The sequence below is a fragment of the Chromobacterium sp. CV08 genome, assembly GCF_051129845.1.
GTDB lineage: Bacteria > Pseudomonadota > Gammaproteobacteria > Burkholderiales > Chromobacteriaceae > Chromobacterium.
In genome coordinates this window covers 4,278,451-4,303,175 of sequence record NZ_CP150453.1, presented here as the reverse complement: position 1 = coordinate 4,303,175, position 24,725 = coordinate 4,278,451, and the positions used below count along the sequence as shown (strand labels likewise).

General features: G+C 65.7%; 17 protein-coding genes and 4 tRNA genes. 7 read left to right on the top strand and 14 right to left on the bottom strand.

Going from position 1 to position 24,725, the window contains the following annotated elements; genetic code table 11:
• Positions 1–10 precede the first annotated feature (10 nt).
• Both WNM05_RS19555 and WNM05_RS19550 read left to right on the top strand, forming a co-directional pair.
• Complete coding sequence (locus tag WNM05_RS19555; RefSeq protein WP_434630096.1) at positions 11–688, top strand: ABC transporter ATP-binding protein; 678 nt, start codon at positions 11–13, stop codon at positions 686–688.
• A 10-nt stretch (positions 689–698) separates the two neighbouring features.
• A complete protein-coding gene (locus tag WNM05_RS19550; protein WP_434630094.1) occupies positions 699–3,128 on the top strand; it encodes an ABC transporter permease in 2,430 nt (809 codons plus the stop codon).
• 87 nt (positions 3,129–3,215) lie between these two features.
• Here the strand turns inward: WNM05_RS19550 and WNM05_RS19545 are convergent.
• The 4 genes from WNM05_RS19545 to WNM05_RS19530 all read right to left on the bottom strand — a co-directional run bounded on the left by WNM05_RS19545 (position 3,216) and on the right by WNM05_RS19530 (position 3,535).
• Positions 3,216–3,290, bottom strand: a tRNA-Glu gene (locus tag WNM05_RS19545).
• A 4-nt stretch (positions 3,291–3,294) separates the two neighbouring features.
• Positions 3,295–3,371, bottom strand: a tRNA-Arg gene (locus WNM05_RS19540).
• 7 nt (positions 3,372–3,378) lie between these two features.
• A tRNA-Glu gene (locus WNM05_RS19535) sits at positions 3,379–3,453 on the bottom strand.
• A gap of 5 nt (positions 3,454–3,458) precedes the next feature.
• Positions 3,459–3,535, bottom strand: a tRNA-Arg gene (locus WNM05_RS19530).
• Positions 3,536–3,711: 176 nt separating this feature from the next.
• Here WNM05_RS19530 and WNM05_RS19525 point away from each other — a divergent pair.
• Positions 3,712–5,118, top strand: coding sequence for an exonuclease domain-containing protein (locus tag WNM05_RS19525; RefSeq protein ID WP_434630092.1), 1,407 nt, complete (start codon positions 3,712–3,714; stop codon positions 5,116–5,118).
• A 61-nt stretch (positions 5,119–5,179) separates the two neighbouring features.
• On the opposite strand, the gene WNM05_RS19520 is transcribed toward WNM05_RS19525, so the two are convergent.
• The 7 genes from WNM05_RS19520 to flhB form a co-directional block, all read right to left on the bottom strand.
• Positions 5,180–5,617: a DUF2846 domain-containing protein gene (locus tag WNM05_RS19520; protein WP_434630090.1), complete on the bottom strand. Its 438-nt coding sequence runs from the start codon at positions 5,615–5,617 to the stop codon at positions 5,180–5,182.
• A 95-nt stretch (positions 5,618–5,712) separates the two neighbouring features.
• A complete protein-coding gene (locus WNM05_RS19515; protein ID WP_434630089.1) occupies positions 5,713–6,462 on the bottom strand; it encodes a flagellar motor protein in 750 nt (249 codons plus the stop codon).
• A 57-nt stretch (positions 6,463–6,519) separates the two neighbouring features.
• Positions 6,520–7,263: an RNA polymerase sigma factor FliA gene (locus tag WNM05_RS19510; RefSeq protein ID WP_434630087.1), complete on the bottom strand. Its 744-nt coding sequence runs from the start codon at positions 7,261–7,263 to the stop codon at positions 6,520–6,522.
• Positions 7,260–8,144 carry a MinD/ParA family ATP-binding protein gene (locus WNM05_RS19505; protein ID WP_434630085.1) on the bottom strand — a complete coding sequence of 295 codons (885 nt, stop codon included), beginning with the start codon at positions 8,142–8,144 and terminating at the stop codon, positions 7,260–7,262. Before WNM05_RS19505 ends, WNM05_RS19510 begins: the two co-directional genes overlap by 4 nt.
• Positions 8,135–9,595: a flagellar biosynthesis protein FlhF gene (gene flhF / locus WNM05_RS19500; protein WP_434630083.1), complete on the bottom strand. Its 1,461-nt coding sequence runs from the start codon at positions 9,593–9,595 to the stop codon at positions 8,135–8,137. The genes WNM05_RS19505 and flhF overlap by 10 nt, the downstream gene beginning before the upstream one ends.
• 6 nt (positions 9,596–9,601) lie before the next feature.
• The gene (gene flhA, locus WNM05_RS19495; protein WP_434630081.1) at positions 9,602–11,683 is read right to left on the bottom strand and encodes a flagellar biosynthesis protein FlhA; all 2,082 of its coding nucleotides are present in this window, start codon (positions 11,681–11,683) and stop codon (positions 9,602–9,604) included.
• A gap of 6 nt (positions 11,684–11,689) precedes the next feature.
• Positions 11,690–12,856 carry a flagellar biosynthesis protein FlhB gene (gene flhB / locus WNM05_RS19490; protein WP_434630079.1) on the bottom strand — a complete coding sequence of 389 codons (1,167 nt, stop codon included), beginning with the start codon at positions 12,854–12,856 and terminating at the stop codon, positions 11,690–11,692.
• Between the two features lie 137 nt (positions 12,857–12,993).
• Here flhB and WNM05_RS19485 point away from each other — a divergent pair, with 137 nt between their 5' ends.
• Positions 12,994–13,788: a thymidylate synthase gene (locus tag WNM05_RS19485; protein WP_434630077.1), complete on the top strand. Its 795-nt coding sequence runs from the start codon at positions 12,994–12,996 to the stop codon at positions 13,786–13,788.
• The gene (locus WNM05_RS19480) at positions 13,785–14,279 is read left to right on the top strand and encodes a dihydrofolate reductase (RefSeq protein WP_434630075.1); all 495 of its coding nucleotides are present in this window, start codon (positions 13,785–13,787) and stop codon (positions 14,277–14,279) included. The genes WNM05_RS19485 and WNM05_RS19480 overlap by 4 nt, the downstream gene beginning before the upstream one ends.
• 129 nt (positions 14,280–14,408) lie before the next feature.
• Here the strand turns inward: WNM05_RS19480 and WNM05_RS19475 are convergent, their stop codons facing one another.
• The 3 genes from WNM05_RS19475 to WNM05_RS19465 form a co-directional block, all read right to left on the bottom strand.
• Positions 14,409–15,077, bottom strand: coding sequence for a GntR family transcriptional regulator (locus WNM05_RS19475; protein WP_434630073.1), 669 nt, complete (start codon positions 15,075–15,077; stop codon positions 14,409–14,411).
• A gap of 375 nt (positions 15,078–15,452) precedes the next feature.
• On the bottom strand, positions 15,453–16,157 hold the full coding sequence (ubiG, locus tag WNM05_RS19470; RefSeq protein ID WP_434630071.1) for a bifunctional 2-polyprenyl-6-hydroxyphenol methylase/3-demethylubiquinol 3-O-methyltransferase UbiG: 705 nt from the start codon (positions 16,155–16,157) through the stop codon (positions 15,453–15,455).
• 4 nt (positions 16,158–16,161) lie between these two features.
• A complete protein-coding gene (locus WNM05_RS19465; protein WP_434630069.1) occupies positions 16,162–17,481 on the bottom strand; it encodes a TRZ/ATZ family hydrolase in 1,320 nt (439 codons plus the stop codon).
• Positions 17,482–17,797: 316 nt separating this feature from the next.
• Here WNM05_RS19465 and WNM05_RS19460 point away from each other — a divergent pair, with 316 nt between their 5' ends.
• Positions 17,798–20,551, top strand: coding sequence for an EAL domain-containing protein (locus WNM05_RS19460; protein WP_434630067.1), 2,754 nt, complete (start codon positions 17,798–17,800; stop codon positions 20,549–20,551).
• Positions 20,552–20,698: 147 nt separating this feature from the next.
• A complete protein-coding gene (locus WNM05_RS19455) occupies positions 20,699–24,661 on the top strand; it encodes an EAL domain-containing protein (protein WP_434630065.1) in 3,963 nt (1,320 codons plus the stop codon).
• Positions 24,662–24,725 lie beyond the last annotated feature (64 nt).

The following is a 24,725-nucleotide window of genomic DNA, read 5'->3' as shown; positions in this document are numbered from 1 at the left end:
AGAGGAAAACATGATCAAGCTGAGCAATATCACCAAGCTGCATATCGGCGGAGAGGTACAGACCCGCGCGTTGAACGGCGTCGATCTGGAAATCGAGGCCGGCGAGTACGTCGCCGTCACCGGTCCGTCCGGTTGCGGCAAGTCGACGCTGTTGTCGCTGCTGGGTCTGCTGGACGTGCCGAACAGCGGCGAGTACTGGTTCGACGGCCACAATGTGGCCGGCTGGAGCGAGGCCAGGCTGAACCGGCTGCGGCGCGGCCGCATCGGTTTCATCTTCCAGAGCTTCAATCTGATCGAGGAGCTGACGGTGCGCGAAAACGTGGCGCTGGCGCTCGAGTATTCCGATGTGCCTGGAGCCGAGCGCAAGGCGAGGGTGTCGGCGGCGCTCGAGCGGCTGGGCATCAGCCACCGGGCCGGACACCGGCCCTCGCAGCTGTCCGGCGGCCAGCAGCAGCGGGTGGCGATCGCGCGCGCGCTGGTGGCGGAGCCGGCGCTGCTGCTGGCCGACGAGCCGACCGGCAATCTGGACAGCGCCCATGGCGACGAGGTGATGAAGATGCTGCGCGAGATCAACGCCGACGGCACCACCGTGGTGATGGTCACCCACTCTCCATCGCATGCGGCCCAGGCTTCGCGCACCATCAATATGCTGGACGGCCGCGTCGTCGTCGATGCCCTGCAGCTGTGAGGAGACGGCGATGAAAGCATGGTTGAAGGATTTCAGGGTAGGCTGGCGCTGGCTGGTGAAAGAGTCGGCCTGGTCGGCCCTGGTGGTGGCGGGGCTGGCGATAGGCTTCGCCAGCTGCTTCCTGCTGTTGGGTTATGTGCGTTTTTCGATGCAGTACAACCAGCATCTGGTGGAGCGGGAGCGGGTTTACCAGTTGAAGACCCGGTTCAACCTGCCGGAAATGGACAAGCAGTGGAGCAGCCTGGCGCCGTTTCCCGCGGTGCAGGCGCTGCGCGACGGCGCGCTGGCGGACAAGGCCAGCATCGCCTGGGATTATGAGCTGCCGGTGCGGGTGGCCTCGACGGTCAGCACGCAGCATGTGCTGCTGGTCGATCCGGATTTCGCCGAGCTGCTCGAACTGAAGCTGGTGGCCGGCGACCTCGGAGCGGCGCTGACGCGGCCGGACAGCGTGGCGCTGACCGAGGAGAAGGCCGTGCAATTGTTCGGCACGGCCAATGCCGTCGGCAAGCGCTTCAGCATCAATCGGCAGAACTTCCAGGTGGCGGCAGTGCTGGCCACGCCGCCGCAGACGTCGACCCAGCCTTATGCGATGTTGAGCGGGCGCAATTTCTCGGCGCTGGATGCCGGCCGCCGTCACGAGATGCTGGACAACTGGGGCAGCATGGGCGGCAAGGTGTATTTCCGGCCGCGCCCGGGCCTGTCCGCCGAACAGGCGGTCAGCCGCCTGCAGCAGGCTTTCGACCGCTCGCCCTTCTCGCGGGCGCTGCCCGCCGGCTTCGGGCAGATGCTGGGCGGCCGGCCGTTGGCCAGCTTCGCCTCCAACTCGCTGGCCGATGTCTATTTCGATCCGGACTTGCGGGACGGCCCGATGGACATGGGCGCGCACGGCAGCCTGACGCAGGTTTGGGGCTTGGCGGCCATCGGCGTGCTGATCCTGCTGCTGGCGGCGATCAACTACGTCAATCTGGCCACGGTGCGCACCGTGCGCCGCCAGCGCGAGATCGGCGTGCGCAAGGTGCTGGGCGCCGGCGTGGGCCGGGTGGCCGGACAGTTTCTGGCGGAGTCGGTGCTGGTGGCGCTGTTGGCCGTGCTGCTCGGCCTGCTGCTGGCATGGTTGCTGCTGCCGGCTTTCGGCTATCTGATGGAGCGCGAGCTAGGCGGCGTGTTCTCGGTCGGCAGCGTGCTGACGGCCCTGGCGGCCGCCGTGCTGGTCGGCGGATTGGCCGGCGCCTACCCGGCCTGGGTGGCGGCCAGGGTGCGCGCCACCCAGGCGCTGGCCGGGCGCGATCAGCAGGAAACCCGCCACGGCATCTGGCTGCGCCGCGGGCTGACCGTGCTGCAATTCGCCACCGCGATGGGGCTGAGCGGCGTGACGCTGGCCATCGCCTGGCAGACCTGGCATGGCAGCCGGCTGGATCCGGGCTTCGCGGTGGACGGCGTCCTGACGATAGAGGCGGGTGACAACAATCCGCGCGACCAGGCGGCGCGCGCGGCCTTGCGCACGGCGCTGGCCGCCTTGCCGGGCGTCCGCGGAGCGGCCTTGAGCGGCAATAACCTGGTCGACGGCATGATGCGGATGAGCACGTTCAAGCGGGCGGACCGGGGCTCGGTCAATCTGGAGGTCCGGCTGGTCGGCTGCGATTATCTGCAGACTTACGGCGTCAAGCTGCTGGCGGGGCGTCTGCTTCCCGCTTGCGCGAATGGCGCCGACCAGGCGGGGGGCGGTTGGGTATTGAGCGCGGCGGCGGCCCGCGAGCTGGGATTCGCGACGCCGCAGCAGGCGGTCGGGCGGACCCTGAACAATGCGTCCGGCCAGGCGATGCCGGTGCTGGGCGTGGTGTCGGACGTCAGGCTGCAGAGCGCGCGGGAACGTCCGAGATCCTGGCTCTACCAGCTCGGCCACAGTTCGATCAACATCGTGTCGCTGCGCTTCGGCGGCGACGAGGCGGCGCTGCGCGCCGGCATCGCCCGCCTGTGGCCGCGCTATTTCCCCGATTATCCGCTTGAGATGAAAAGCGCGCGCTACCAGCTGGACCAACGCTATAGCGGCGACATCAAGCTGGCGCAGCTGCTGGCCGCGGCGGCCGGCGTCTCCATCCTGATCGCCGGCTTCGGCATCTATGTGCTGTCGGCCTATTCGGTGCAGCGGATGACGCGCGAAGTGGTGTTGCGCAAGCTGCACGGCGCCGACGGCGGCGCGATCGTCAGGCTGGTCGGCCGCGAGTTTCTGCTGGTGCTGCTGGTCGGCGCGGCGATCGGCCTGCTGCCGGCCTGGCTGTACATCCGCCAGTATCTGGCCGACTTCGTCGAGCGCGCGCCGATAGGCGGCTGGACCTTGCTGCTGTCGCTGCTGTTGTGCATGCTGGTGGCCGTGCTGGCGGTGTGGCGCCACTTGTTGACGGCGCTGCGGCTGAGGCCGGTGCTGGCCTTGCGCGCTTGAGTCCGGGCCGCCGGCAGGGGCGGCCCGTTTGGCCGCGGGAGAACGCGAAAAAGCCCAGCATTCGCATGCTGGGCTTTTTCTGAATCCTGGCGTCCCCACGGGGAATCGAACCCCGGCTACCGCCGTGAAAGGGCGGTGTTCTAACCGCTAAACTATAGGGACAGCGTGGCGCACCCGGAGCGATTCGAACGCCCGACCCTCTGGTTCGTAGCCAGATACTCTATCCAACTGAGCTACGGGTGCGTATTGTTGGCGTCCCCACGGGGAATCGAACCCCGGCTACCGCCGTGAAAGGGCGGTGTTCTAACCGCTAAACTATAGGGACATGCCTGGCGCACCCGGAGCGATTCGAACGCCCGACCCTCTGGTTCGTAGCCAGATACTCTATCCAACTGAGCTACGGGTGCGCTGTTTCGCGAGACGTTGTGTCTTGCGAGAGGTCGGATAATACAGAGGGGGTTTTTGACTGTCAACACCTCGTAGGTTTTTTTTTGCAAAGCCGGTAAACTGGCCGACTGTCCCTGTCGCGGCTGGCCAACACGATGGCATGACGCGGCCTCTGATCAGCGAGAGCGAATCGAGATTGAATAAACTGTTTGCACAGCCCTGCGCCATCGTCGACCTGGAAACCACCGGCGGCAACATCAGCCGCGACCGCATCACCGAGGTCGGCCTGGTGCTGATAGACGGCGGCCGGGTCGAGCGCCTGTCCTGGCTGGTCAATCCCGGCCAGCCGATACCGCCGTTCATCGAAAACATGACCGGCATCAGCAACGAGATGGTGGCGAGCGCGCCGCCGTTTTCGCAACTGGCCGACGAGCTGCTGGCGCGCTTGCAGGGCCGGTTGCTGCTGGCGCACAACGCCCGCTTCGACTACGGCTTCCTGAAGAACGAATTCCGCCGCCACGGCCTGCGCTTCCAGGCGCGCACGCTGTGCACCGTCAAGTTGTCGCGCCGGCTGTATCCGCAGCATTTCAAGCACAGTCTGGACAGCCTGATCGCGCGCCACGGCATCGACATGCCGGAGCGCCACCGGGCGCTGGCCGACGCCGAGGCGGTGCACCGCTTCCTGGAGATCGCCGGCGCCGAGCTGGGGCAGGAGCGGATCGCGCACGAGGCCGCCCAGCTGCTGGCCCAGCCGGCCGAGCTGTCCAGCCTGCCGGCCGATTTGCAGCAGCAGATCGAGGACATGCCGGACTCCGCCGGCGTCTACGCGCTGTTCGGCGCCGACGGTCGCGCGCTCTACGTCGGCCGCGCGCCGAATCTGTATCGCAAGTCGCTGGCGCACTTCGCCGAGCGCAAGCCGGGGCAGAAAAGCCACGAGGTGCGGATAGACGAGGCGGTGGCGCGGCTGGAGTGGCGTGAGAGCGTCGGCGAGTTCGGCGCCCATCTGCTGGAGCTGCAGTGGCTGCGCCGCCTGCAGCCGCTGCACAACCCGCGCGCGCGGATGATGGGCGAGGTGTGCACGCTGCAGATGACGGCCGGCGACGACGGCTTCGTGCGGCCGCTGCCGGTGGCGGCGCACGATATAGACTTCACCCGCACCGCCGATCTGTTCGGCCTGTTCCGCCACGCGCGCGAGGCGCGCAAGGCGCTGGCCCAGATCGCGCTGGCCCAGGGGCTCTGCCAGGCGGTGCTCGGCGTCGAGCAGGTCACCAGCCGCAAGGGCGCGCCGTGCGCGGCCTACCGCATCGGCCGCTGCCGCGGCGCCTGCGTCGGCGACGAGGGCGCGGACAGCCACAACCGCCGGTTGCTGACGGCGCTGCAGCGTCTCAGGGTCAAGCCGTGGCCGTTCGAAGGCGCGGTGGCGGTGGCGGAGCGCGACGAGGTGTGCGGCGACGTGGTCGAGCACCTGTTCGACCGTTGGTGCTATCTGGGCAGCCGCCGCAACGGCGGCGAGCTGGAAGGCGAGCCGGCCTTCGATCTCGACTACTACAAGCTGCTGGAGAGCGAATTGCGCAAGCCGGACAGGGATGTGCGGCCATTGTGAGCGTGCGGAGCAAGAAAAAAGGGCAAGCCGCGGCTTGCCCTTTTTGCTGTCCGCGTCCGGATCAGAGCGGCGCGATCAGCGACGATTCCTTGACGCCGTCCTGGCCGGTCTTCTCGTCGACTTGCTGCAACTGATTGCGCGGCGAGAACAGGCCCATCTTCACTTCCTGCCAGACGTAGTAGATCTTGCCGGCGACGGCATCCAGCGTCAGGCTGGAGTCGTTTTCGCCCTTGCCGACGATGGTGTGCTTGCCGGCCGGCAGATCCTTCACGATGTAGCTGCGGGCGACGGTATCGCCTGCCATGCTGTTGTCGATGACGATGGGCAGCTTGACGGCCGCGCCGAAGTTTTCGTTGCGGTAGATGTAGACGCGGGCGGCGTCGGCCGGCGCGGTGAATTGTTTGGCCGCGGCGTCGGCCTCCTTGGAGGCCATAGGCGTGGACGCGCAGGCGCTAAGGCCGGCGACCAGCGCGGCGGCGATCAGAATACGCATAATCATTCATCGGTTCATTGTTCGAGCGGGGAATGATAATGCCATATTGTGCTGAATTGTAAATTATGTGAGCTTTTGTAAAACAGGTTCCGGCATCGATGCTACTCATGCATCGCCAGGAAGCCGCGCAGCCGGCTCTCGATGATGCGCGGGTTCTCGCCGCTGGCGATGGCGACGATGCCCTCGACCACCAATTCCTTCATCGCCAGCTCCGACGCCACCAGGTGCTTGAGCTTGTTGGCCATCGGCAGGAAGAACAGGTTGGCCGAGCCTACGCCGTAGATGGTGGCGACGAAGGCCACCGCGATGCCGCCGCCCAGCTTGGACGGGTCGGACAGGTTTTCCATCACGTGGATCAGGCCCAGCACCGCGCCCAGGATGCCCATCGTCGGCGCGTAGCCGCCGGCCGATTCCCAGATCCGCGCCGCCTGCTTGCGGGCATGCTCGAACATGCTGATTTCCACATCCATCACCGCGCGCAGCGTGTCCGGCTCGGTGCCGTCCACCAGCATCTGCAGGCCCTTCTTGGTGAACGGGTCGCGCTGCATCGCGATCATGCCCTCCAATGCCAGCAGGCCGCCCTTGCGCGAGGTCTGGCTCCAGTTGATCACTTCGCGGATCATCTTCTCGTGGTCGAAGTTGGGCGGGCGGAAAATCCAGCGCAGCATGCGCAGGCCGGCCATGAACTGCTTGGGCGTGCTTTGCAGCATCACGGCGCTGGTGGTGCCGCCGATGACGATCATGAAGGCGGTCAGCTGCAGCAGCGAACCGACATTGCCCCCCTCGATGGCCTGGCCGGCGACGATGGCGGTCACGCCGAGCACGATGGCGATTAAACTGATCTTGTCCACAATGTTTCCGTTATCGATCTGGTCTGAGGCCTGCCGTCATCCCGGACGGACGCTTGCTTACAGCCAGTCTTTCAGTTTCGCGCGCAGCCGGGCGATGGCCTGGCTGTGCAGCTGGCAGACGCGGGACTCGGTGACGCCGAGCACCGCGCCGATTTCCTTCAGGTTCAGTTCCTGTTCGTAATACAGCGCCATCACCAGCTGGTCGCGTTCCGGCAGGAATTTGATCGCGCTGACCAGCTGCTGACGGAAATTGTCGTCGGCCAGCGAGGCCAGCGGGTCGGGCGAGTCGTCGTCGGCGACGTTGGCCACCGGGTTGTGGCTGTTCTCGTCGTCGCTGCCGAAGTCCTCGAAATGCAGCAGCGTGGTGCCCTTGCACTCGCCGAGCATATCCTGGTACTGGTCGAGTTCGATGCCCAGTTCTGCGGCGATTTCCGACTCCAGCGGCGCGCGGCCCAGTTGCTGTTCCAGCCTGGAGATCGCTTCCTCGATCTGGCGCGAGTTGCGGCGCGCCTGGCGCGGCAGCCAGTCCTCGCGGCGCAGCTCGTCCAGCATCGCGCCGCGTATGCGCTGGCTGGCGAAGGTTTCGAATTGCACGCCCTGCGCCGGGTCGAACTGGCGCGCGGCCTCGATCAGGCCGATCATGCCGACCTGTATCAGGTCGCCCAACTCCACCGAGGCCGGCAGCCGGGCGATCATGATGCTGGCCAGCTTGCGCACCAGCGGCGTGTGGGCCTCCACGTCTATCTCGACGCTGGGGGCCGCGTTGGCGTAGCCCGATCGGCGGAACGACGGCAAGGTCATAACGGTTTGGCTCCATCTGCCTCGGCCCAGTCGCGCGAGGCGGCAATCAGCAAATCCATGTATCCGGTACTGTCGCGCGCGGTTTCCGGCGCGTCCCAGTGCAGCAGCACCGCGGCGAGCTGCGAGAACGCCGCCGCCGCCTCGCTGTCCGGAAAGGCTTCCATCAGCGGCCGGTGCAGCGTCTGGCTGCGGCGCACCGTGCTGTCCTGCGGCACAAAACCGACCCAGCGCAGCGACACGGCCAGAAACTCCCCCGCCACCGCCGACAGCCGGGTGAACAGCTCTCGCGCCTCGTCCAGGTGGCGCGCGCGGTTGATCAGCACATTGAAGCGCTGCCGGCCGTACAGGCTGGAGAGGCGCTTGATATTAGCGTAGGCGCTGGTCAGCGAGTCGGCTGCCGGTGTTAATACCAAGATCAGATTGTCGGCGACGCTGGCCGGTATCGGATCGCGCGCCGGATCCGGCGCGTCTATCAGCAGCGCCGAGGCGTCGCGCTCCAAGGCGCCGAATTCGCTGCCCAGCCGCAGCCACAGCTGGGTGGAGAATAAGGCACGCTGCTCCGGTTGCGCATAGAGATTGATCAACTGTACGCCCTGTCTCGAGGCGATCAGCATGTCGTCGAGTCCGCCGGCGCCGAGCATCTGGCCCTCCAGCGTCGCCGTCGACGGCACGCCCAGCCGCCGGGTCTGCACCTGGCCCAGGCAGCAGTCCACCAGCAGCGGCCGCAGTCCGGCGTAGGCGAGGCCAAGCGCCAACTCGGTCGCCACCGTGCTGGTGCCGGCGTGTTCGGAGCCGATGAAGGCGAAGCTCGGCGCGCGCTTCTGCTGCGCGGCGAGCATGCGGAGACTGGCGGCCTGATCCTGCATGACGCTTACAGCCATCCCGCCTGCGCCGCCTGCATGATGGGCAGCTCCTCCGCCTGCAGCGCGAACGGCGAGCCGATCTGCTGCGCGCGCATCGCGCGGTCGACCAGGAAGGCGGCGTTGGCGGCGTGCAGGTCTTCGGGCACGCGCTGGCCGTTGGTGACGTAGTACAGCTTCAGCCGGTTGCGGATGATCACGTCCAGGCTGGGGCCCTGGGCCACCGCCTCGTCTATCTTGGACAGGATGCAGCCGGCCAGGCCGTCGCCGCGGTAGCGGCGCACGACGTCCTCCAGCGTGTGGCCGTCGGTGTTGGCGGCCAGCAGCAGCAGCCGTTCGATCGGCCGGCCGGCGGTGCGCAGCATGTCGATCTGCGCCAGCACCCTGGCGTCGCGCTGCCCCATGCCGACGGTGTCGATGAAGACGATGTGGCGGTTGGACAGGTCGGCCAGCGTCAGTTGCAGATCGCCCTCGTTCTGGATCGAGAACACCGGCACGCCGAGTATCTTGCCGTAGATGCGCAGTTGGTCCTGGGCGCCGATCCGGTAGCTGTCGGTGGTGATCAGCGCCACGTGCTGGGCGCCGAAGCGCATCGTCGCGCGCGCCGCCAGCTTGGCGACGGTGGTGGTCTTGCCGACGCCGGTCGGGCCGACCAGGGCGAAGATGCCGCCGCGGTCCATCACCTCGCGGTCGGCGTCGGCGCATTTCAGGTTGTGGGCCAGCGCCGAGCGCGCCCATTTCACCGCGACCTCGGCCTGGTACTGCGCCGGCATCTTCTCTATCAGCTGGCGGATCAGCTGGGCGGAGAAGCCCATCGCCAGCAGATGCTTGAACAATTCGATGCGGTTCGGGGCCTTGCCCTCCATGTCCGACCAGGCGAAGCTGGCCAGCTGGCTTTGCAGCAGGCTTCTGAGCAGCTTGATCTCGTCGCCGATCAGCTTCAGCTCCTGAGCCATCTGTTCGGGTTCCTCGCCGTTGGCGTGGGCGACGGCGGGCTGGGCGGGGCGGCTGGGCGGCGTCGCGGCGGCGGCGCGGGGTTGGGGCTGCGCCACCGGCGGCGCGATCTGGCGCGCCGGGGCGCTGGCGGCCGGGACCGGCTGCGGGGCGTACGACGGTTCCATTCGCGCTTGCACGGCGTCCAGCCGCGGCGGCGCCGGGCTTTCCAGCGGTTCGACCGGCATCGCGTAGGTGCGGGCGATCGCGCGGTTGACCGCGCTGCCGTTGGTCGGAATCGGCGCCGGCTGCTGCGGACGGCTGACCACTGGCGGCGCGTTGCGCGGCGGATGCTTGCTGCTGGCGGTGGACAGCGTGCTGGCCAGATTGGCGACGTCGGCGTCGGCCACGGCCATGATCTCCACGCCGCCCCCCATGGTGGGACGGTTGGACAAGATGAGGGCGTCGGCACCCAGTTCTTCGCGAACTTGCCGCAGCGCGTCTCGAGTGGTCTTCCCGAAGAACTTTTTTACCACCATTGTCGATTAGCCCTTGCCACCGCCGATTACCGCAATTATACGAATGGATTTATTGTCTGGAATCTCATTATGCGAAATCACACGCAGCTGCGGCAACGCCCGGCGCAGGAAGCGCGCCAGCAACGGCCGTAGTCCCGGCGCCGTCAGCAGCACCGGATTGTACCCCTGAATCTCCACTTGTTCGGTCTGTTGCGCCGCGCTGGACAGCAGATTTTCCGCCAGGCCCGGCTCCAGCCCGCCGCCTGCCTTCGATTGCACCGCCTGCATCAGCACGTTTTCCAGCTGCGGCTCCAGCGTCATCAGCGGCAGCTCGGCCTCGCCGGGGAACAGTTGCTGGACGATGACCCGCGACAGCGCGGTGCGCACCGCGCCGGTCAGTTCGTCCACGTCCTGGTTCTGCGGGATGTGGTCGGCCAGCGTTTCGACTATCGTGCGGAAGTCGCGTATGTGTATGCCCTCGGACAGCAGCTGCTGCAGCACTTTCTGCAAGGTGCCCAGCGGCACCACCTTGGGCACCAGGTCCTCGATCAGCTTCGGCGACTCCTTGGCCTGATGGTCTATCAATGCCTGGACCTCCTCGCGGCCCAGCAGTTCGGCCGCATGGGTCTGCAACAGATTCGAGATATGGGTGGCCACGACGGTGCTGGCATCCACCACGGTATAGCCCAGGCTTTGCGCTTCTTCGCGTTTGCCGGCGTCTATCCACACCGCCGGCAGGCCGAAAGCCGGGTCGGTGGTGGCGTTGCCGGCGATCTCGCGGCTGACGCGGCCCGGATTGATCGCCAGGAACTGGCCGATATAGGCTTCGCCCTTGCCCAGCTCCACGCCCTTCAGCAGGATGCGGTAGGCGTTGGGCTTGATTTCCAGATTGTCGCGGATGTGCACCGGCGGCACCAGGAAGCCGAGATCCTGGGCGATCTTCTTGCGGATGCCGCGTATGCGCCGCAACAGCTCGCCGTCCTGGGTGCGGTCCACCAGCGGGATCAGCCGGTAGCCGACCTCCATGCCGAGCTGGTCGACGTGCTGCACGTCGCTCCAGCTGACCTCGGCGCCCTGCTGTTCCGGCGGGGCCGGCGGCTGGGCCGCCTGCAGCTCCTGGCGCAGCTGTCGCTGGCGGCGCTGCTCCATCGTGCGCGCCAACAGCAGCAGCGTGCCGGCGATCAGCAGGAAGGACAGGTGGGGCATGTTGGGGATCAGGCCTATCGTGCCTATCACCGCCGAGGTGATGTACAGCACCTGAGGCTTGGTGAACAGCTGGGTCAGGAACTGCTCCGACATGTCCTGCTCGGTGCCGACGCGCGACACCACGATACCGGCGGCGGTGGAGATGATCAGCGCCGGGATCTGCGCGACCAGGCCGTCGCCTATGGTCAGCAGCGTGTAGGTCTCGCCGGCCTGGCCGACCGGCAGGTCGTGCTGGACCACGCCGACGATCAGGCCGCCGATGATGTTGATCAGGATGATCAGGATGCCCGCCATCGCGTCGCCGCGGACGAATTTGGACGCACCGTCCATCGCGCCGAAGAAGTTGGCCTCCTCGGCGATGGTCGAACGGCGGCGGCGCGCCTCGTCTTCGCCGATCAGGCCGGCGTTCAGGTCGGCGTCGATCGCCATCTGCTTGCCGGGCATCGCGTCCAGCGTGAAGCGGGCCGACACTTCGGCGATCCGGCCGGCGCCCTTGGTGATCACCATGAAGTTGATGATGGTGATGATGATGAAGACCACGATGCCGATCGCGACATTGCCGCCGACCAGGAAGTGGGAGAACGATTCGATCACCTTGCCGGCGGCGTCGGGGCCGGTATGGCCTTCCAGCAGCACGACCCGGCTGGAGGCGACGTTCAGCGACAGTCGCAGCAGCGTGGTGATCAGCAGCACCGACGGAAAGGACGAGAAGTCCAGCGGCTTGCGGACGTTGATCCCCACCAGCAGCACGATCACCGACACCGCGATGTTGAAGGTGAAGAAGATGTCCAGCAGCACCGGCGGCAGCGGCAGCACCATCATCGTCAGGATCAGGATGATGAGCAGCGGCCCGGCGAGCTGGGAGATCTTCAGTCCCTTTAGAATTTGGAGGATGGAGTCCATGCTGGCTTAGAGGCTTTCTTCAGGCGCCGAATCTTGCGGACGTTTGCTGTACGGGTCAAGCTCGGCCGGCACTTCCAGCTGGTCCGGGAACACCGGAGCGACGCCGCCCACAGTCTGGTACTGCTGAAGCTGGAACACGTAGGCCAGCACCTGCGCCGCCGCCGCGTACAGCTGCGCCGGGATATCCTCGCCCAGTTCCGCATTGAAGTACAGCGCCCGCGCGAAGCTCGGCGAGCGCATCACCGGCACGTGACTGTCCTTGCCGGTGTCGACGATGCGCTCGGCCAGCTTCAGCGAGCCTTTGGCCACCACCTGCGGGGCACGCATCCCATCGTCGTATTTCAGCGCCACCGCGAAGTGGGTCGGGTTGGTGACGATCACATTGGCCTTCGGCACTTCCTGCATCATCCGCTTGCGCGCCGCTTCGCGCTGCATCTGGCGGATGCGGCCCTTCACTTCCGGTGAGCCTTCCGCCTCCTTGTATTCCTGCTTGACCTCTTCCTTGGTCATCCTGAGCTTCTTGTAGTAGCTCCACAACTGGTAGGGCACGTCTATCGCCACCAGCAGCAGCATCGCCGAGGTGACGATGAAGAAGGTGCGTATGATCAGGTCCGTCATCTTCAGGATGCCGGATTCGAGCGGCATCGCCAACAGACCGATGATCTCGCCGCGTTCCTTCCAGATGTACCAGGTGGCGATGCCGCCTATCAGCACGCTCTTCAGTATCGCCTTCAGGCCCTCGGTGGCGGCGTTCAGCGAGAACAGCCGCTTGATGCCCGGCAGCGGATTGAGCTTGCCGAAATTCGGCTCCAGCGCCTTGGTCGTCAGATTCCAGCCGCCGACCAGCATCGGCGTCAACAGCGCCACCAGCGCCAGGCCGCCGAAGAACGGCGCCAGCTGCCACAGCGCGCCGAACAGGCTTTCCTTCATCCGCAGCAGCGCCGGTTCGGTGGTCTGCACCGTGGCCTGGTTGAAAGTCAGCAACTGGCGCATCGTATCGCCGAGAAAGCGGCCCATCTTGCCGCCCAGCACCATCAGCAGCGATACCCCGGCCATGGTGACGGCGAACGTCGACAATTCCCGGGACCGGGGGATGTTGCCGTCTTCCCGCGCCATCGACAGCCGTTTGGCTGACGCGGGTTCGGTGCGTTCGAGGTCGGAATCTTCTGCCATGGGCTCGCTTTAATAATGCTTTTGTCTTGATTTTAAACTGAATGGTAGCGTATCGCGGCCGGTTTCGACCAGCGTTCCGCCTCGCGCGGCGAGGCCGCAGGCGTTACAATGATCTGATTATTGACGGAATCGCCCACATGCAACAGTACCTCGACCTGATGCGCCATGTGCTGGAACATGGCCACGACAAGGCCGACCGCACCGGCACCGGCACCCGCTCGGTGTTCGGCTACCAGATGCGCTTCGATCTGGCCGACGGCTTCCCGCTGGTCACCACCAAGAAATGCCATCTGCGCTCGATCATCCATGAACTGTTGTGGTTCCTGTCCGGCGATACCAATATCCGCTATCTGAAGGAAAACGGCGTGTCGATCTGGGACGAGTGGGCCGACGAAAACGGCGATCTCGGACCGGTCTACGGCTATCAGTGGCGCAGCTGGCCGGCGCCGGACGGCCGCCACATCGACCAGATCGGCCAGCTTCTGGACATGATCCGGAAGAATCCGGATTCGCGCCGGCTGATCGTGTCGGCGTGGAATCCGGCCCTGGTGGACCAGATGGCCCTGCCGCCGTGCCACAGCCTGTTCCAGTTCTACGTCGCCGACGGCCGCCTGTCCTGCCAGCTGTACCAGCGCTCGGCCGACATCTTCCTCGGCGTGCCGTTCAACATCGCCAGCTACGCGCTGCTGACGATGATGGTGGCCCAGGTATGCGGCCTGGCGCCGGGCGACTTCGTCCACACGCTGGGCGACGCCCACCTGTACAGCAACCACCTGGACCAGGCGCGCCTTCAATTGACGCGCGAGCCGCGCCCGCTGCCGACGATGCGGCTGAATCCTGACGTCAAGGACCTGTTCGCGTTCACCTTCGACGACTTCACGCTGGAAGGCTATGATCCGCATCCGCATATCAAGGCGCAGGTGGCGGTATGAGCGAAGCGAAGAAACCGGTGCTGACGCTGGTGGCGGCGATGGCCGCCAACCGCACGATAGGCGTCGACAACAAATTGCCCTGGCATCTGCCGGAGGACCTGAAGCACTTCAAGGCGACCACACTGGGCAAGCCGGTGGTCATGGGTCGCAAGACCTGGGATTCGATAGGCCGGCCGCTGCCGGGACGGCGCAACATCGTCGTGACGCGGCAGGCCGGCTGGCGCGCCGACGGCGCCGAGGTGGCGCACTCGCTGGAGCAGGCGATGGCGCTGGCCGGCGACGTCGACGAGGTCTGCCTGATCGGCGGCGCCGAGCTGTACCGTCAGGCGATAGCGATCGCCGACCGGTTGTGCCTGACCGAGATCGCCGGCGACTACGACGGCGACGCCCATTTCCCGGTCTTCGCCGACGGCGGCTGGCGCGAGGAATCGCGGCAGGCGGCGGTCAGCGCCGCCGGTCTGGCCTACGCCTTCGTCGAATACCGCCGCTGAGGCGCGGCCGACGGCCAAACGAAAAGGCTGCCCTCGGGCAGCCTTTTCCATCGTAGTTGCATCACCCCGTAGGGTGCGTCACCCCGAAGGGGCGACGCACCGCTGGGCGACGCACCGCAATCAAAGCTTTCAAGGCCGCCCTTCCAGCGTCTCGGCGGCGCTTTGCGCCAGCTCGCTGTAGTCGCGGCCGAATTCTGCGATCATCTGCTTCAGCCGGGCGGTGTCGCGCGCGATCAGCGTCTTCAGCAGGCTTTCCAGGAAATGGCAGGTGTGTTCCATCTGGCTCTTGCCGGCGCGCAGGATAGCGTACAGGCAGCGCTGGGTCAGCGGCAGCATGTCGTGCAGCGTGTCGGTCAGGTAGCGGTTGTCGGCGTGGCGGTACAGCGCCGACAGGAATTCGATGCCGTGCTCGTAGAAGGCCTGCAGATCGTCGCGGCGGTTGTCTTCCTCCAACTGCGCCATCAGCTCGATGAAGCGCGCCAGGTCGTCGTTCTGCCAGCCGGCGGCCAGATTCTGCACGACGCGGTCCAGCAGCAGGAACCACATTTCGAAGAAGTCGCGCACGTCGCGCGCGCCTATGCTGGAGACCATCGCGCCGCGGCGCGGGAAAATGTCCACCAGGTGGCGCCGTTGCAGGATCAGCAAGGCCTCGCGCACGGAGCCGCGGCTGACCTCCAGCTCGGCGGCGATGCGCAACTCCTGGATGCGCTCGCCCGGCTTCATCTCGCCCTGAATGATCTGTCTGCCCAGGTACTGGGCGATCTGCTCGGTCAAGAGGTCGTTGGCCTTGAAAGTCATTGAAGTCATCTCCGGAAAGCTGATGTTATCGTTCTGGTAAGTATTGTACGGCATGTTTGTGCCGGATTGTCCGGCAGTATTCTGTCGGGCAGCCGGTTTGTATCCAGTGAAATGGGGCGCGATGCGGGGATCGGCACTGCCATGCCGCCGCGCGCATCTTCATGCAAAAGCCCGTGCAAAGGGTTGTCATCATATCAATCAGATGATTAAAACGCATGTTTTGATGTTGTGTTGACCGGGAGTCTGAGCGTTTTCTGCTATTTGCCATGGTGTGCGCGCAAACCGACGCGGGCCGCAGCAAAATTGCCGCGGCGCCGGCGCTCGCGCAAGCAAAAGGCCCGGCAAGCCGGGCCTGGGAGGAGGAGGGGGACGGGATCAGCCCGCCGGCAGGCGGGTGGCCATCAGGTAGTTGACGTCGGTATCGTCGTTCAGCGAATAGATCCGGGTCAGCGGGTTGTAGCCCATGCCGCTCAGCGTCTGCAGGCCTAGGCCGGCGTGGCGCGCCATCCGGCTCAGTTCGGACGGCTTCAGGAAGCGCGCGTACTCATGGGTGCCGCGCGGCAGCATATTGAGCACATATTCGGCGCCGACCACGGCCAGCAGATAGGCCTTGGCGTTGCGGTTCAGCGTGGAGAAGAACACCCAGCCGCCCGGCTTGACCAGCGCGGCGCAGGCGCGCACCACGCTTTGCGGATCCGGCACGTGTTCCAGCATCTCCATGCAGGTCACCACGTCGAAGCTGGCCGGCATTTCCGCCGCCAGGTCCTCGACCGCCACGCAGCGGTAGTCGACGGCGACGCCGGACTCCAGGCTGTGCAGTTGCGCCACCTTCAGCGACTTCTTCGCCAGGTCTATGCCGGTCACCTGGGCGCCCCTGAGCGCCATGCTTTCGGCCAGGATGCCGCCGCCGCAGCCGACGTCCAGCACCTTCTTGCCGGAGATGGCCGCGTGGCGGTCGACGAAATCCAGCCTCAGCGGGTTGATCTCGTGCAGCGGCTTGAACTCGCTGTCCTTGTCCCACCACTTGTGCGCCAGCTGGCTGAATTTGTCGATTTCGAGTTCGTCTACGTTATTGCTCATGCGCTTACTTTGCCAGGATGCGGTTGCGCCAGTCGTCGGCGCGGGCTTTCAGATTGCCTTCGTCCAGCGTGGCCAGCTTGCGTCCGGCCATCAAGGTGCGGCCCTTGACCCAGACGTGGCTGACCTGCTCGCGGCCGGCGGCGTACACCACGTGCGAGATCGGGTCGAAGGCCGGAGCGGTTTCCAGAGCCGACAGGTCGATGGCGATCAGGTCGGCGTCCTTGCCTTGCTTGACCGAGCCGGTCTTGTCGGCGATGCCAAGCGCGCGCGCGCCGTTCAGCGTCGCCATGCGGATGGCGGCGGCGGCCGGCACGGTGGTCGGGTCCAGCGAGCCGACCTTGGCCAGCAACGCGGCCAGGCGGGTCTCGGCCAGCATGTCCAGCTTGTTGTTGGACGCGGCGCCGTCGGTGCCGATGCCGACGGCGATGCCGGCAGCCAGCATCTTGCCGATCGGCGCGATGCCGGAAGCCAGTTTCATGTTCGAGGCCGGGTTGTGGGCGGCGGCCACGCCGTACTTGGCCGCCAGCTCGATTTCGGCGTCGTTCAGGTGCACCATGTGCGCCGCGACCAGGCGCGGCGACAACAGGCCCAGCTGCTGCAGGCGGGCCAGCGGACGCTGGCCGTGTTCCTTGACGCTGTTTTCCACTTCCTCGGCCGTTTCGTGGATATGGCAGTGGATCAGCATGTCTTCCTGCTCGGCCAGCGTCACCACCTTACGGAAGGTGTCGTCGGACACGGTGTACGGCGCATGCGGCGCCAGCGTGAACGTGAGCAGGTCCTCGCCGAGGAACTGGCTGCGCTCGGCCATGCCCTTGGCGATGTAGTCGTCGGCGTTGCTGGCGTAATTGGTCGGGAATTCCAGGATCGAACAGCCGACGAAGGTGCGCATGCCGGAGGCCAGGCCGGCGCGCGCCATCGCGGCGTTGTAGAAATACATGTCGTTGATCGTGGTGGTGCCGCCGCGGATCATCTCGCCCATCGCCAGCAGCGCGCCGTCGAACACGAAGTCGTCGCGCACATGCTTGCCTTCGGCCGGCCAGATATGGTTCTGCAGCCAGTCCATCAGCGCCTTGTCGTCGGCCAGGCCGCGCAGCAGCGTCATCGCCGAGTGGCCGTGCAGGTTGATGAGGCCCGGCATCAGCACGTGGTCTGGCAGCTCCAGCCGCTCGTCGGCGTCCAGGGCTGCGGCGTCGGCCGCCGGCAGGATGGCGGCGATCCGGCCGTCCTTGATCGCTACCGCGTGGTTTTCCAGGATCTCGCCGTCAGTTTCCACGGTGATGATCCAGCGGGCGGAGATAATCTTTTCATAACGCGACTGCGACATGGTCGAGAATCCTGAATCCGTTGTCAAAAAGTGTCGTGGATTTTAGGCCCAGCCGATAGGCAAGGCAATGTGCTGCTTCCATTCCTTAATATCGGATAGGGATATGCCGGCCATGCGCTTGAAAATGACGTCAAGCGATGACTGGTGAATATTCGGGCCAAAAGCGGGACGAGGCCGGTGTATACTGCTGATTGCACGAACGAATTCAACCCCCGGTGCCCGATCCCAGAACTTCGGCGAAGCAAAGAACTAGCGCGACATGGCTCAACAAGCAGACGAAAAATCCACTGCCAGCACTGGCCTGAATCTTAGGGACGTGTTTCTCATCGCCGTGATACTCGGCTTGCTGATCCCTGCCTCTATCATCAGTTACCTCAGCTTCAACATCCAGAAGGACAATCTGACCACCCAGCTGGACACCGACCAGCGCCGCCTGCTCGACATCGTCGCGCTCGGCATGCAGGAGCCGCTGTGGAACCTGAGCCGCCAGGCCGGCAATCCGCTGATCTCGTCGGTGATGGAGGATCCGCGCGTGATCTCCATCCGCGTCACCGACACCCAGTCCAACCAGGTCTTCCTGTCGTCGGTGCGCAGCGAGCGCCGCATCGGCAGCGTGTCCTACGTCGAGAAGCCGGTGATCTACCGCGGCGAGGCGATAGGCCAGGTGACGATGGAGTTCGACAACGAGAACCTGGCGATCGCGCTGAGCAACCAGGTGAAGAACATCCTGATGATACTGGCGGCGCAGCTGGTGTTGTCCATCATGCTGATCATGAGCATCCTGCACTCGCGCTTCCTCAGCCCGATGCGGCTGCTGACCGAGCAGGCGCGGCTCTTGGCCGAATTGAAGCTGGACGCGCCGTTCGAGTGGTCGCGCCGCGACGAACTGGGCCGGCTCGGCACCCACCTGGAGTGGACCCGCTCGGAACTGAAGCGGCTGGTGGACGAGCTCAGGGCCAAGACGCTGGCGCTGGAGGCCGACATCGCCCGCCGCCGCGAGGTCGAGGACGCGCTGCGCCGCTCGGAGAACAAATACCGCGAGCTGTTCTGGTCCAATCTGGACGGCATCGTCATCAGCTCGCTGGACGGCCAGGTGATAGACGCCAACCCGGCCTTCCTCAACCTGATGTGCTACAGCCTGGACCAGTTGAAGCAGCAGAACTTCTGGAGCCTGGTGGCCGACGAGAGCGAGGCGCTGGAGCGTTTCAACCTCGACAACAAGGTGCTGCGCTTCGGCTATTGCGACGAGTTCGAGGCCACCTACCGCAACCGCTTCGACAACCAGGTGCCGGTCAGCGTCAAGACGGTGGCGATGCGCGACGCCTTCGGCCGCATCAACGCGGTGTGGCGCATGGTGCGCGACATCTCGGAGAAGCGCGCCGCCGAGGAGCGGGTGCAACTGGCGGCCAAGGTGTTCGAGAACACCGTCGAGGGCATCATGATCACCGACGCCGACCGCCGCATCCGCAGCGTCAACCGCGCCTTCACCGAGATCACCGGCTACACCCAGCACGAGGTGCTGGGCCAGAAGACCAGCATCCTGTCGTCCGGCCGCCACGACGAGCCGTTCTACGAGCAGATGTGGCAGTCGATCGGCGAGCACGGCTCCTGGCAGGGCGAGTTGTGGAACCGCCGCAAGAACGGCGAGGTGTATCCGGAGTGGCTGGCGATCAACGCGGTGCGCAACAGCCTGGACGAGATCACCCACTACGTCGCCATCTTCAGTGACCTGACCGAGCGCAAGGCCGCCGACGAGCGCATCCAGTTCCTGGCCCACTTCGACGTGTTGACCAGCCTGCCCAACCGCATGCACATGCAGGATCGCGTCGAGCTGGCGATACACAATGCGGTGCGCGACAACCAGCGGCTGGCGCTGCTGCTGCTGGACCTGGACCGCTTCAAGACCGTCAACGAGTCGCTGGGCCATTCGGCCGGCGACACGCTGTTGCAGGTGGCGGCCGACCGCATACGCTCGGCGCTGGGGCCGGGCGAGATGCTGGCTCGCCAGGGCGGCGACGAGTTCATCGTGCTGCTGCCGGTGATTTCCGATCCGGGCGAGGCGGCGTTGGCGGCGGAGCGGGTGCGCGACGTGTTCGCCAGCCCGATCGAGCTGCACAACCACGTGATCACCATCACGCCGTCGATAGGCATCAGCGTCTATCCGGACGACGGTCGCGACTACGAGACGCTGGTGCGCAACGCCGACGCGGCGATGTACCACGCCAAATCGTCGGGCCGCAACAGCTACAAGTTCTACACCGCCGATCTGAACGCCCGCGCCCGCGAGATCCTGGCGATAGAGAGCCAGCTGCGCTTCGCGCTGGAGCGCGACGAGTTCGTGCTGCACTACCAGCCGCAGGTGGACATGAGGAGCGGCCGCATCATCGGCGCCGAGGCGCTGATACGCTGGAATCACCCGTCGCTGGGCCTGTTGGGGCCGGTGCGCTTCATCCAGGTGGCCGAGGAGCGCGGCTTCATCGTCCAGATCGGCAACTGGGTGCTGGCCGAGGCCACGCGCCAGCTGGTGGCGTGGCGCCAGGCCGGCCTGCCGGAACTGACGGTGGCGATCAATCTGTCGGCGCTGCAGTTCCGCCAGCCGGACCTCGCCGAGCAGGTACAGGGCGCGCTGTCGTCCAATGGCCTGCCCGGCCACGCGCTGGACATCGAGGTGACCGAGAGCATCATCATGGAAGACGCCCAGGCGACGATACAGGCGATAGACAATATGAAGAACATGGGGCTGAGGCTGTCCATCGACGATTTCGGCACCGGTTATTCCAGCCTGTCCTACCTGAAGCGCTTCAAGGCCGACAAGCTGAAGATCGACCGTTCCTTCGTCCGCGACATTCCGCAGGACGCCGACGACAGCGCCATCGCCCGCGCCATCATCAATATGGCGAAGAACCTCAATATGCAGGTGGTGGCCGAGGGGGTGGAGACGATGGAGCAGTGGCAGTTCCTGGAGCAGGAGGGTTGCGACTTCGTCCAGGGCTACCTGATCGCCAAGCCGCTGCCGGCCGACGAGTTCGCCTCGCTGCTGACGCGCGAAAGCCTGCTGCCGCAGAACTGAGGGCAGGCCCCGCCCGATGACAAGCCCGCCTAGCGCGGGCTTTTTCATGTCCGTTCGACGACTGGACATGCGGCCGTCTCCGGCCATACTGAATGCATGACATGGGTATGGCGCATGTATCGAACGGTCGCTCCTGAAGGAGGCGGGATGGCAAATAGACGGGGTTTGCATCTGATCATCGTGGCGGCCTATGTGCTGATCTCGTCGGCCTGGATCGTCGCGCCCGATGTGCTGATGGAGCTGTGGGGAGAGCCGGATGGTCAAGTGGATGAAATGCTGTGGGATGGATTGTATGTATCGATATCGTCCATTTTCCTGTATTTGCTGTTGAGCGGCCTCGGGCCGGCACGACTGGCCGGTCTGCAGGCTCCGGGCCTTGCGGGGCGTGTCTGGCTGCGTCTGACCCGATACGGCGCCGGCTGGCTGGTCTTGCCGTATGTACTGATCGTGCTGGTGGCGGTGGCGGTGCCGGACATGTTCTGGCTGCGCAAGGACAAGCCCGTAGCGTATATGTGGCTGGCCGCCGGCTGGGATGCGGCCTTCATCCTGGCGTGCGCCGCCGTGTTGAGCCGGTGCCTGAGCTTGCTCGATGACGACAGCGCGCCGTCGGAGCCGGCGCACGGGCGGAGGCTGGCCTATGCGCTGGCGGTGGCCGGATCCTTGCTGATGCTGGGCGTTCGCTATCAGATCGGCTCGCACTATCCCATGTCCCAGATGATGTTGCTGATGCTGATTCCTGTCGCGCTGAGCGCGATGATGGGAGGGCTGGGGCCGGGCCTGCTGTCCGGCGCCGTGATCGTCGCCGGCGTCGCTTATCTGTTCATCGAATCCTCCCCCGATTGGTTGTCCAACTCGACGATGCCGCTGTTGTCTATGAGTCTGCTGGTGCTGCTGGGCGTGCTGCTGAGCGTGATGAGCGAGGTGCAGCGCCTGGCGAGAAGCCGGCTGGCAGCGGCGCTGGTGCAGCGCCAGCAGGCTTTCGAGGAGATGAGGCACAGCGACGAGCGCTTTCGCGCGCTGTTTGCCGGCAGCCCGGTGTCGATGGCGATTTCGCGGCTGGCGGACGGCGAGCTGGTCGAGGCGAACCAGGCTTTCCTGGCACAGCTGGGCCTGCCGAAGGAGAGCGTGCTGGGCCGGACAACGGTGGAGTTGGGCATCTGGAACGACGCCACGGAACGGGACCGATTGATCGCCACGCTGCGGCGGAGCGGCGAAGTACTGGGCTGGCCGGTCGCCTTGCGTCGCGGAGACGGCACCACGATACAGACGCTGCTGTCCATGCGCCTGATCCATCTCGACGGCGAGCAGCATGTGTACGGTGTGGTGCTGGACGTCACCGACAAGCACCGGGTGCAGCAGGGGCTGAGGGAAAGCGAGGCGCGGCTGGCCGGCATGGTGCAGTCGGCGATGGACGGCATCATCGCGCTGGATGCCGAGCAGCGCGTCATCCTGTTCAACGAGGCGGCCGAGCGCATGTTCGGCTGGCGCGAGCAAGAGATGCTGGGACAGCCGCTGGACCGCCTGTTGCCCGCCAAACTGCGCGCCGTGCATCACCAGGTGGTGCAGCGCTTCGGCGACAGCGGCGCCAGCACCCGACGCATGGGGCAGCTCGGCAAGGTGCAGGGCATGCGGGCCGACGGCGACGCCTTCGATCTGGAGGCCTCGATCTCCTCGCAGGAAATAGACGGGCGGCGCAGCTACACGGTGATACTGCGCGACATCACCGAGCGCGAGCGGGTCCAGGTGGACATCCTGCGGCATATGCAGCAATTGGAGAGCCTGAACGATCTGAACCGCGCGATCCTGGCCGCCGACGACGCCGAGCAGATCGCCCAGATCGGCCTGCGCTATCTGCGGCGGCAGGTGCCGTTCTGGGGCGCGACGGTGATGCTGATCGATTGGGAGAGCGAAAATATCAGCGTGCTGGCGGTGGAGCGCGACTCGGAGGCGAATTACGATCCGGGCCAGCGGCTGAGCCTGGAGAGCTACGGCGAGGAGGACCTGGCGCGGCTGAAACGGGGTGAGGCTTGTCTTGGGGCCGATCTGGGCAGGCGGGCGCAACGCCCGGCTACGCTCGAGCGTCTGTATCAGCAGGGCATGCGTTCCTATGCCCGCATCCCGCTGATGGCCGAGGAGAAGCTGCTGGGCATACTGAATCTGGGATTCGACGTTCCCGGAGGCTGCGACGAGGCGGAGTTCGACGTGGCTCAGGACTATGCCCGCCAGCTGGCGGTCTGTCTTCAGCAGTCGCTGCTGCGCGAAAAGGTGGCGCGGCTGGGCCGGGTGTACGAGGTGCTGAGCCGGGTCAACGCGCTGGTCGTCCGCTGTCGCGACAGGGAGGCGTTGTTCGACGGCATCTGCCGGGTCGCGGTCGAGGTAGGCGCCTACCGGATAGCCTGGGCCGGCGTCATCGATCCGTCCACGCAGAACGGCACCGTGATCGCCTTCCGCGGCGACGACGGCGATTACCTGCGGCAGATTCGGCTCAGCGCCAAGGAGGATTCGCCGTACCGCGACCGTCCGGCCTGCCGGGCGGCCCGCCTGAACGAGATCGTGGTGTGCAACGATGCGCAGGGCGATCCATCACTGACGGAACTGATCCCCCATCTGGTCGGCTACAGCATCCGTTCCATCGCCAGCCTGCCGATCGCGCTGGACGGGCGCGCGGCGGCGGTGCTGTCGCTGTTCGCCTGCGACGTCGGCGCCTTCGATCGCCAGGAAATCGAGCTGCTGGGCGAGCTGGCCAGCGACATCGGCTTTGCGCTGGACCATATCCAGAAAGGGGAGCGCCTCGACTATCTGGCCTATTACGACAGCCTGACCGGCCTGGCCAATCGCCAACTGCTGGTCGAGCGGCTGGCCCAGCGGATGGCGGATGCCGCGCAGCAGGGGCGGCATTGCTCGGTCGTCGTGTGCGACCTGGAGAATTTCGAGTCCATCAACGATGTATTCGGACGCGGAGAAGGCGATCAGGCACTGAAGCTGCTGACCGAGCGGCTGTTGCGGCACGTGAGGGATCCTTCCTTGCTGGCGCGGATAGGCGGGGACCAGTTCGCATTGGTCTTGCCGCAGGCCGGCGGCGAGGACGAAGCGGTGCTCGGCATGGAGCAGATACGGCGCGATTGCCTGGATCCGCCCATCCGTCTGGACGGCAATGATTTATGTCTGTCGGCGAGATTCGGCATCGCCATGCATCCGGACGACGGCGCCACGGCGATGGGGTTGCTGGAACGCGCGGAGTCGGCGCTGAAGCGGGCAAAGGCGGCGAACGAGGCTTTCCTGTTCTATCGGCAGGAAATGACGGAGCGCGCGGCGGCGGCGCTGGAGTTGGGCAGCCGCTTGCGCCAGGCGCTGGAACTGGAGCAATTCGAACTGTATTACCAGGCGAAGTTCGCGGCGGGAGGGCAGGCCATCGTCGGCGTCGAGGCCCTGCTGCGCTGGCACTGTCCCGGGCAGGGCATGGTCTTGCCCAGCCAGTTCGTGCCGATGCTGGAGGAATTGGGCCTGATCGTCGAGGTGGGGGACTGGGTGTTGCGGCAGGCCACGCGCGATTATCACGGCTGGCTCTCGGCCGGCTTGCCGGCGCCGCGCCTCTCGGTCAACGTCTCCCCACTGCAATTGCGGAGGGGGGACTTCGCCCAGTCGCTGGCAGCCGTGCTGGCCATGTATCCTGCGCAAACCGCGGTGGACATCGAGATCGTCGAAAGCCAGCTGATGACCGATATCGACAGCAGCATCGCCATATTGCGCCAGTTGAGGGGACTGGGTGTCTCGATCGCGCTGGACGATTTCGGCACCGGCTACTCCTCGCTGGCCTACCTGGCCCGCCTGCCGATACAGACCTTGAAGATAGACCGCAGTTTCGTCAGCAATATGCTGGACGAGGAGGAGGCGATGCTGATGGTGGAGATGATCATCTCCCTTGCCCACACCATGAGCCTGGAAGTGGTGGCCGAGGGCGTGGAGACGGAGGCGCAGGCCATCAAGCTGGCCGAACTGGGATGCGACGTGCTGCAGGGCTTCTGGCTGGGGCAGCCGCTGCCGGCGGCGGAGCTGGCGGACCGCTTGCATCATGAGCTTCGCGGGACCCGCTCATTGGAGAGCGGCTGATCGGCATGGCGCCGCAGCGGGGCCGGGGCGAGGACCGGCATGAAAAAACCGGACGCGCGTGCGT

Excerpts from the sequence above, each read along its gene's own strand:
- WNM05_RS19555 (WP_434630096.1), top strand. The coding sequence starts at position 11 with ATGATCAAGCTGAGCAATATCACCAAGCTGCATATCGGCGGAGAGGTA.
- WNM05_RS19510 (WP_434630087.1), bottom strand. The coding sequence starts at position 7,263 with ATGACCTTGCCGTCGTTCCGCCGATCGGGCTACGCCAACGCGGCCCCC.
- WNM05_RS19475 (WP_434630073.1), bottom strand. The coding sequence starts at position 15,077 with ATGACTTTCAAGGCCAACGACCTCTTGACCGAGCAGATCGCCCAGTAC.
- WNM05_RS19520 (WP_434630090.1), bottom strand. The coding sequence starts at position 5,617 with ATGATTATGCGTATTCTGATCGCCGCCGCGCTGGTCGCCGGCCTTAGC.
- WNM05_RS19505 (WP_434630085.1), bottom strand. The coding sequence starts at position 8,144 with ATGGCTGTAAGCGTCATGCAGGATCAGGCCGCCAGTCTCCGCATGCTC.
- flhF (WP_434630083.1), bottom strand. The coding sequence starts at position 9,595 with ATGGTGGTAAAAAAGTTCTTCGGGAAGACCACTCGAGACGCGCTGCGG.
- ubiG (WP_434630071.1), bottom strand. The coding sequence starts at position 16,157 with ATGAGCAATAACGTAGACGAACTCGAAATCGACAAATTCAGCCAGCTG.
- WNM05_RS19455 (WP_434630065.1), top strand. The coding sequence starts at position 20,699 with ATGGCAAATAGACGGGGTTTGCATCTGATCATCGTGGCGGCCTATGTG.
- WNM05_RS19550 (WP_434630094.1), top strand. The coding sequence starts at position 699 with ATGAAAGCATGGTTGAAGGATTTCAGGGTAGGCTGGCGCTGGCTGGTG.
- WNM05_RS19465 (WP_434630069.1), bottom strand. The coding sequence starts at position 17,481 with ATGTCGCAGTCGCGTTATGAAAAGATTATCTCCGCCCGCTGGATCATC.
- WNM05_RS19480 (WP_434630075.1), top strand. The coding sequence starts at position 13,785 with ATGAGCGAAGCGAAGAAACCGGTGCTGACGCTGGTGGCGGCGATGGCC.
- flhA (WP_434630081.1), bottom strand. The coding sequence starts at position 11,683 with ATGGACTCCATCCTCCAAATTCTAAAGGGACTGAAGATCTCCCAGCTC.
- flhB (WP_434630079.1), bottom strand. The coding sequence starts at position 12,856 with ATGGCAGAAGATTCCGACCTCGAACGCACCGAACCCGCGTCAGCCAAA.
- WNM05_RS19485 (WP_434630077.1), top strand. The coding sequence starts at position 12,994 with ATGCAACAGTACCTCGACCTGATGCGCCATGTGCTGGAACATGGCCAC.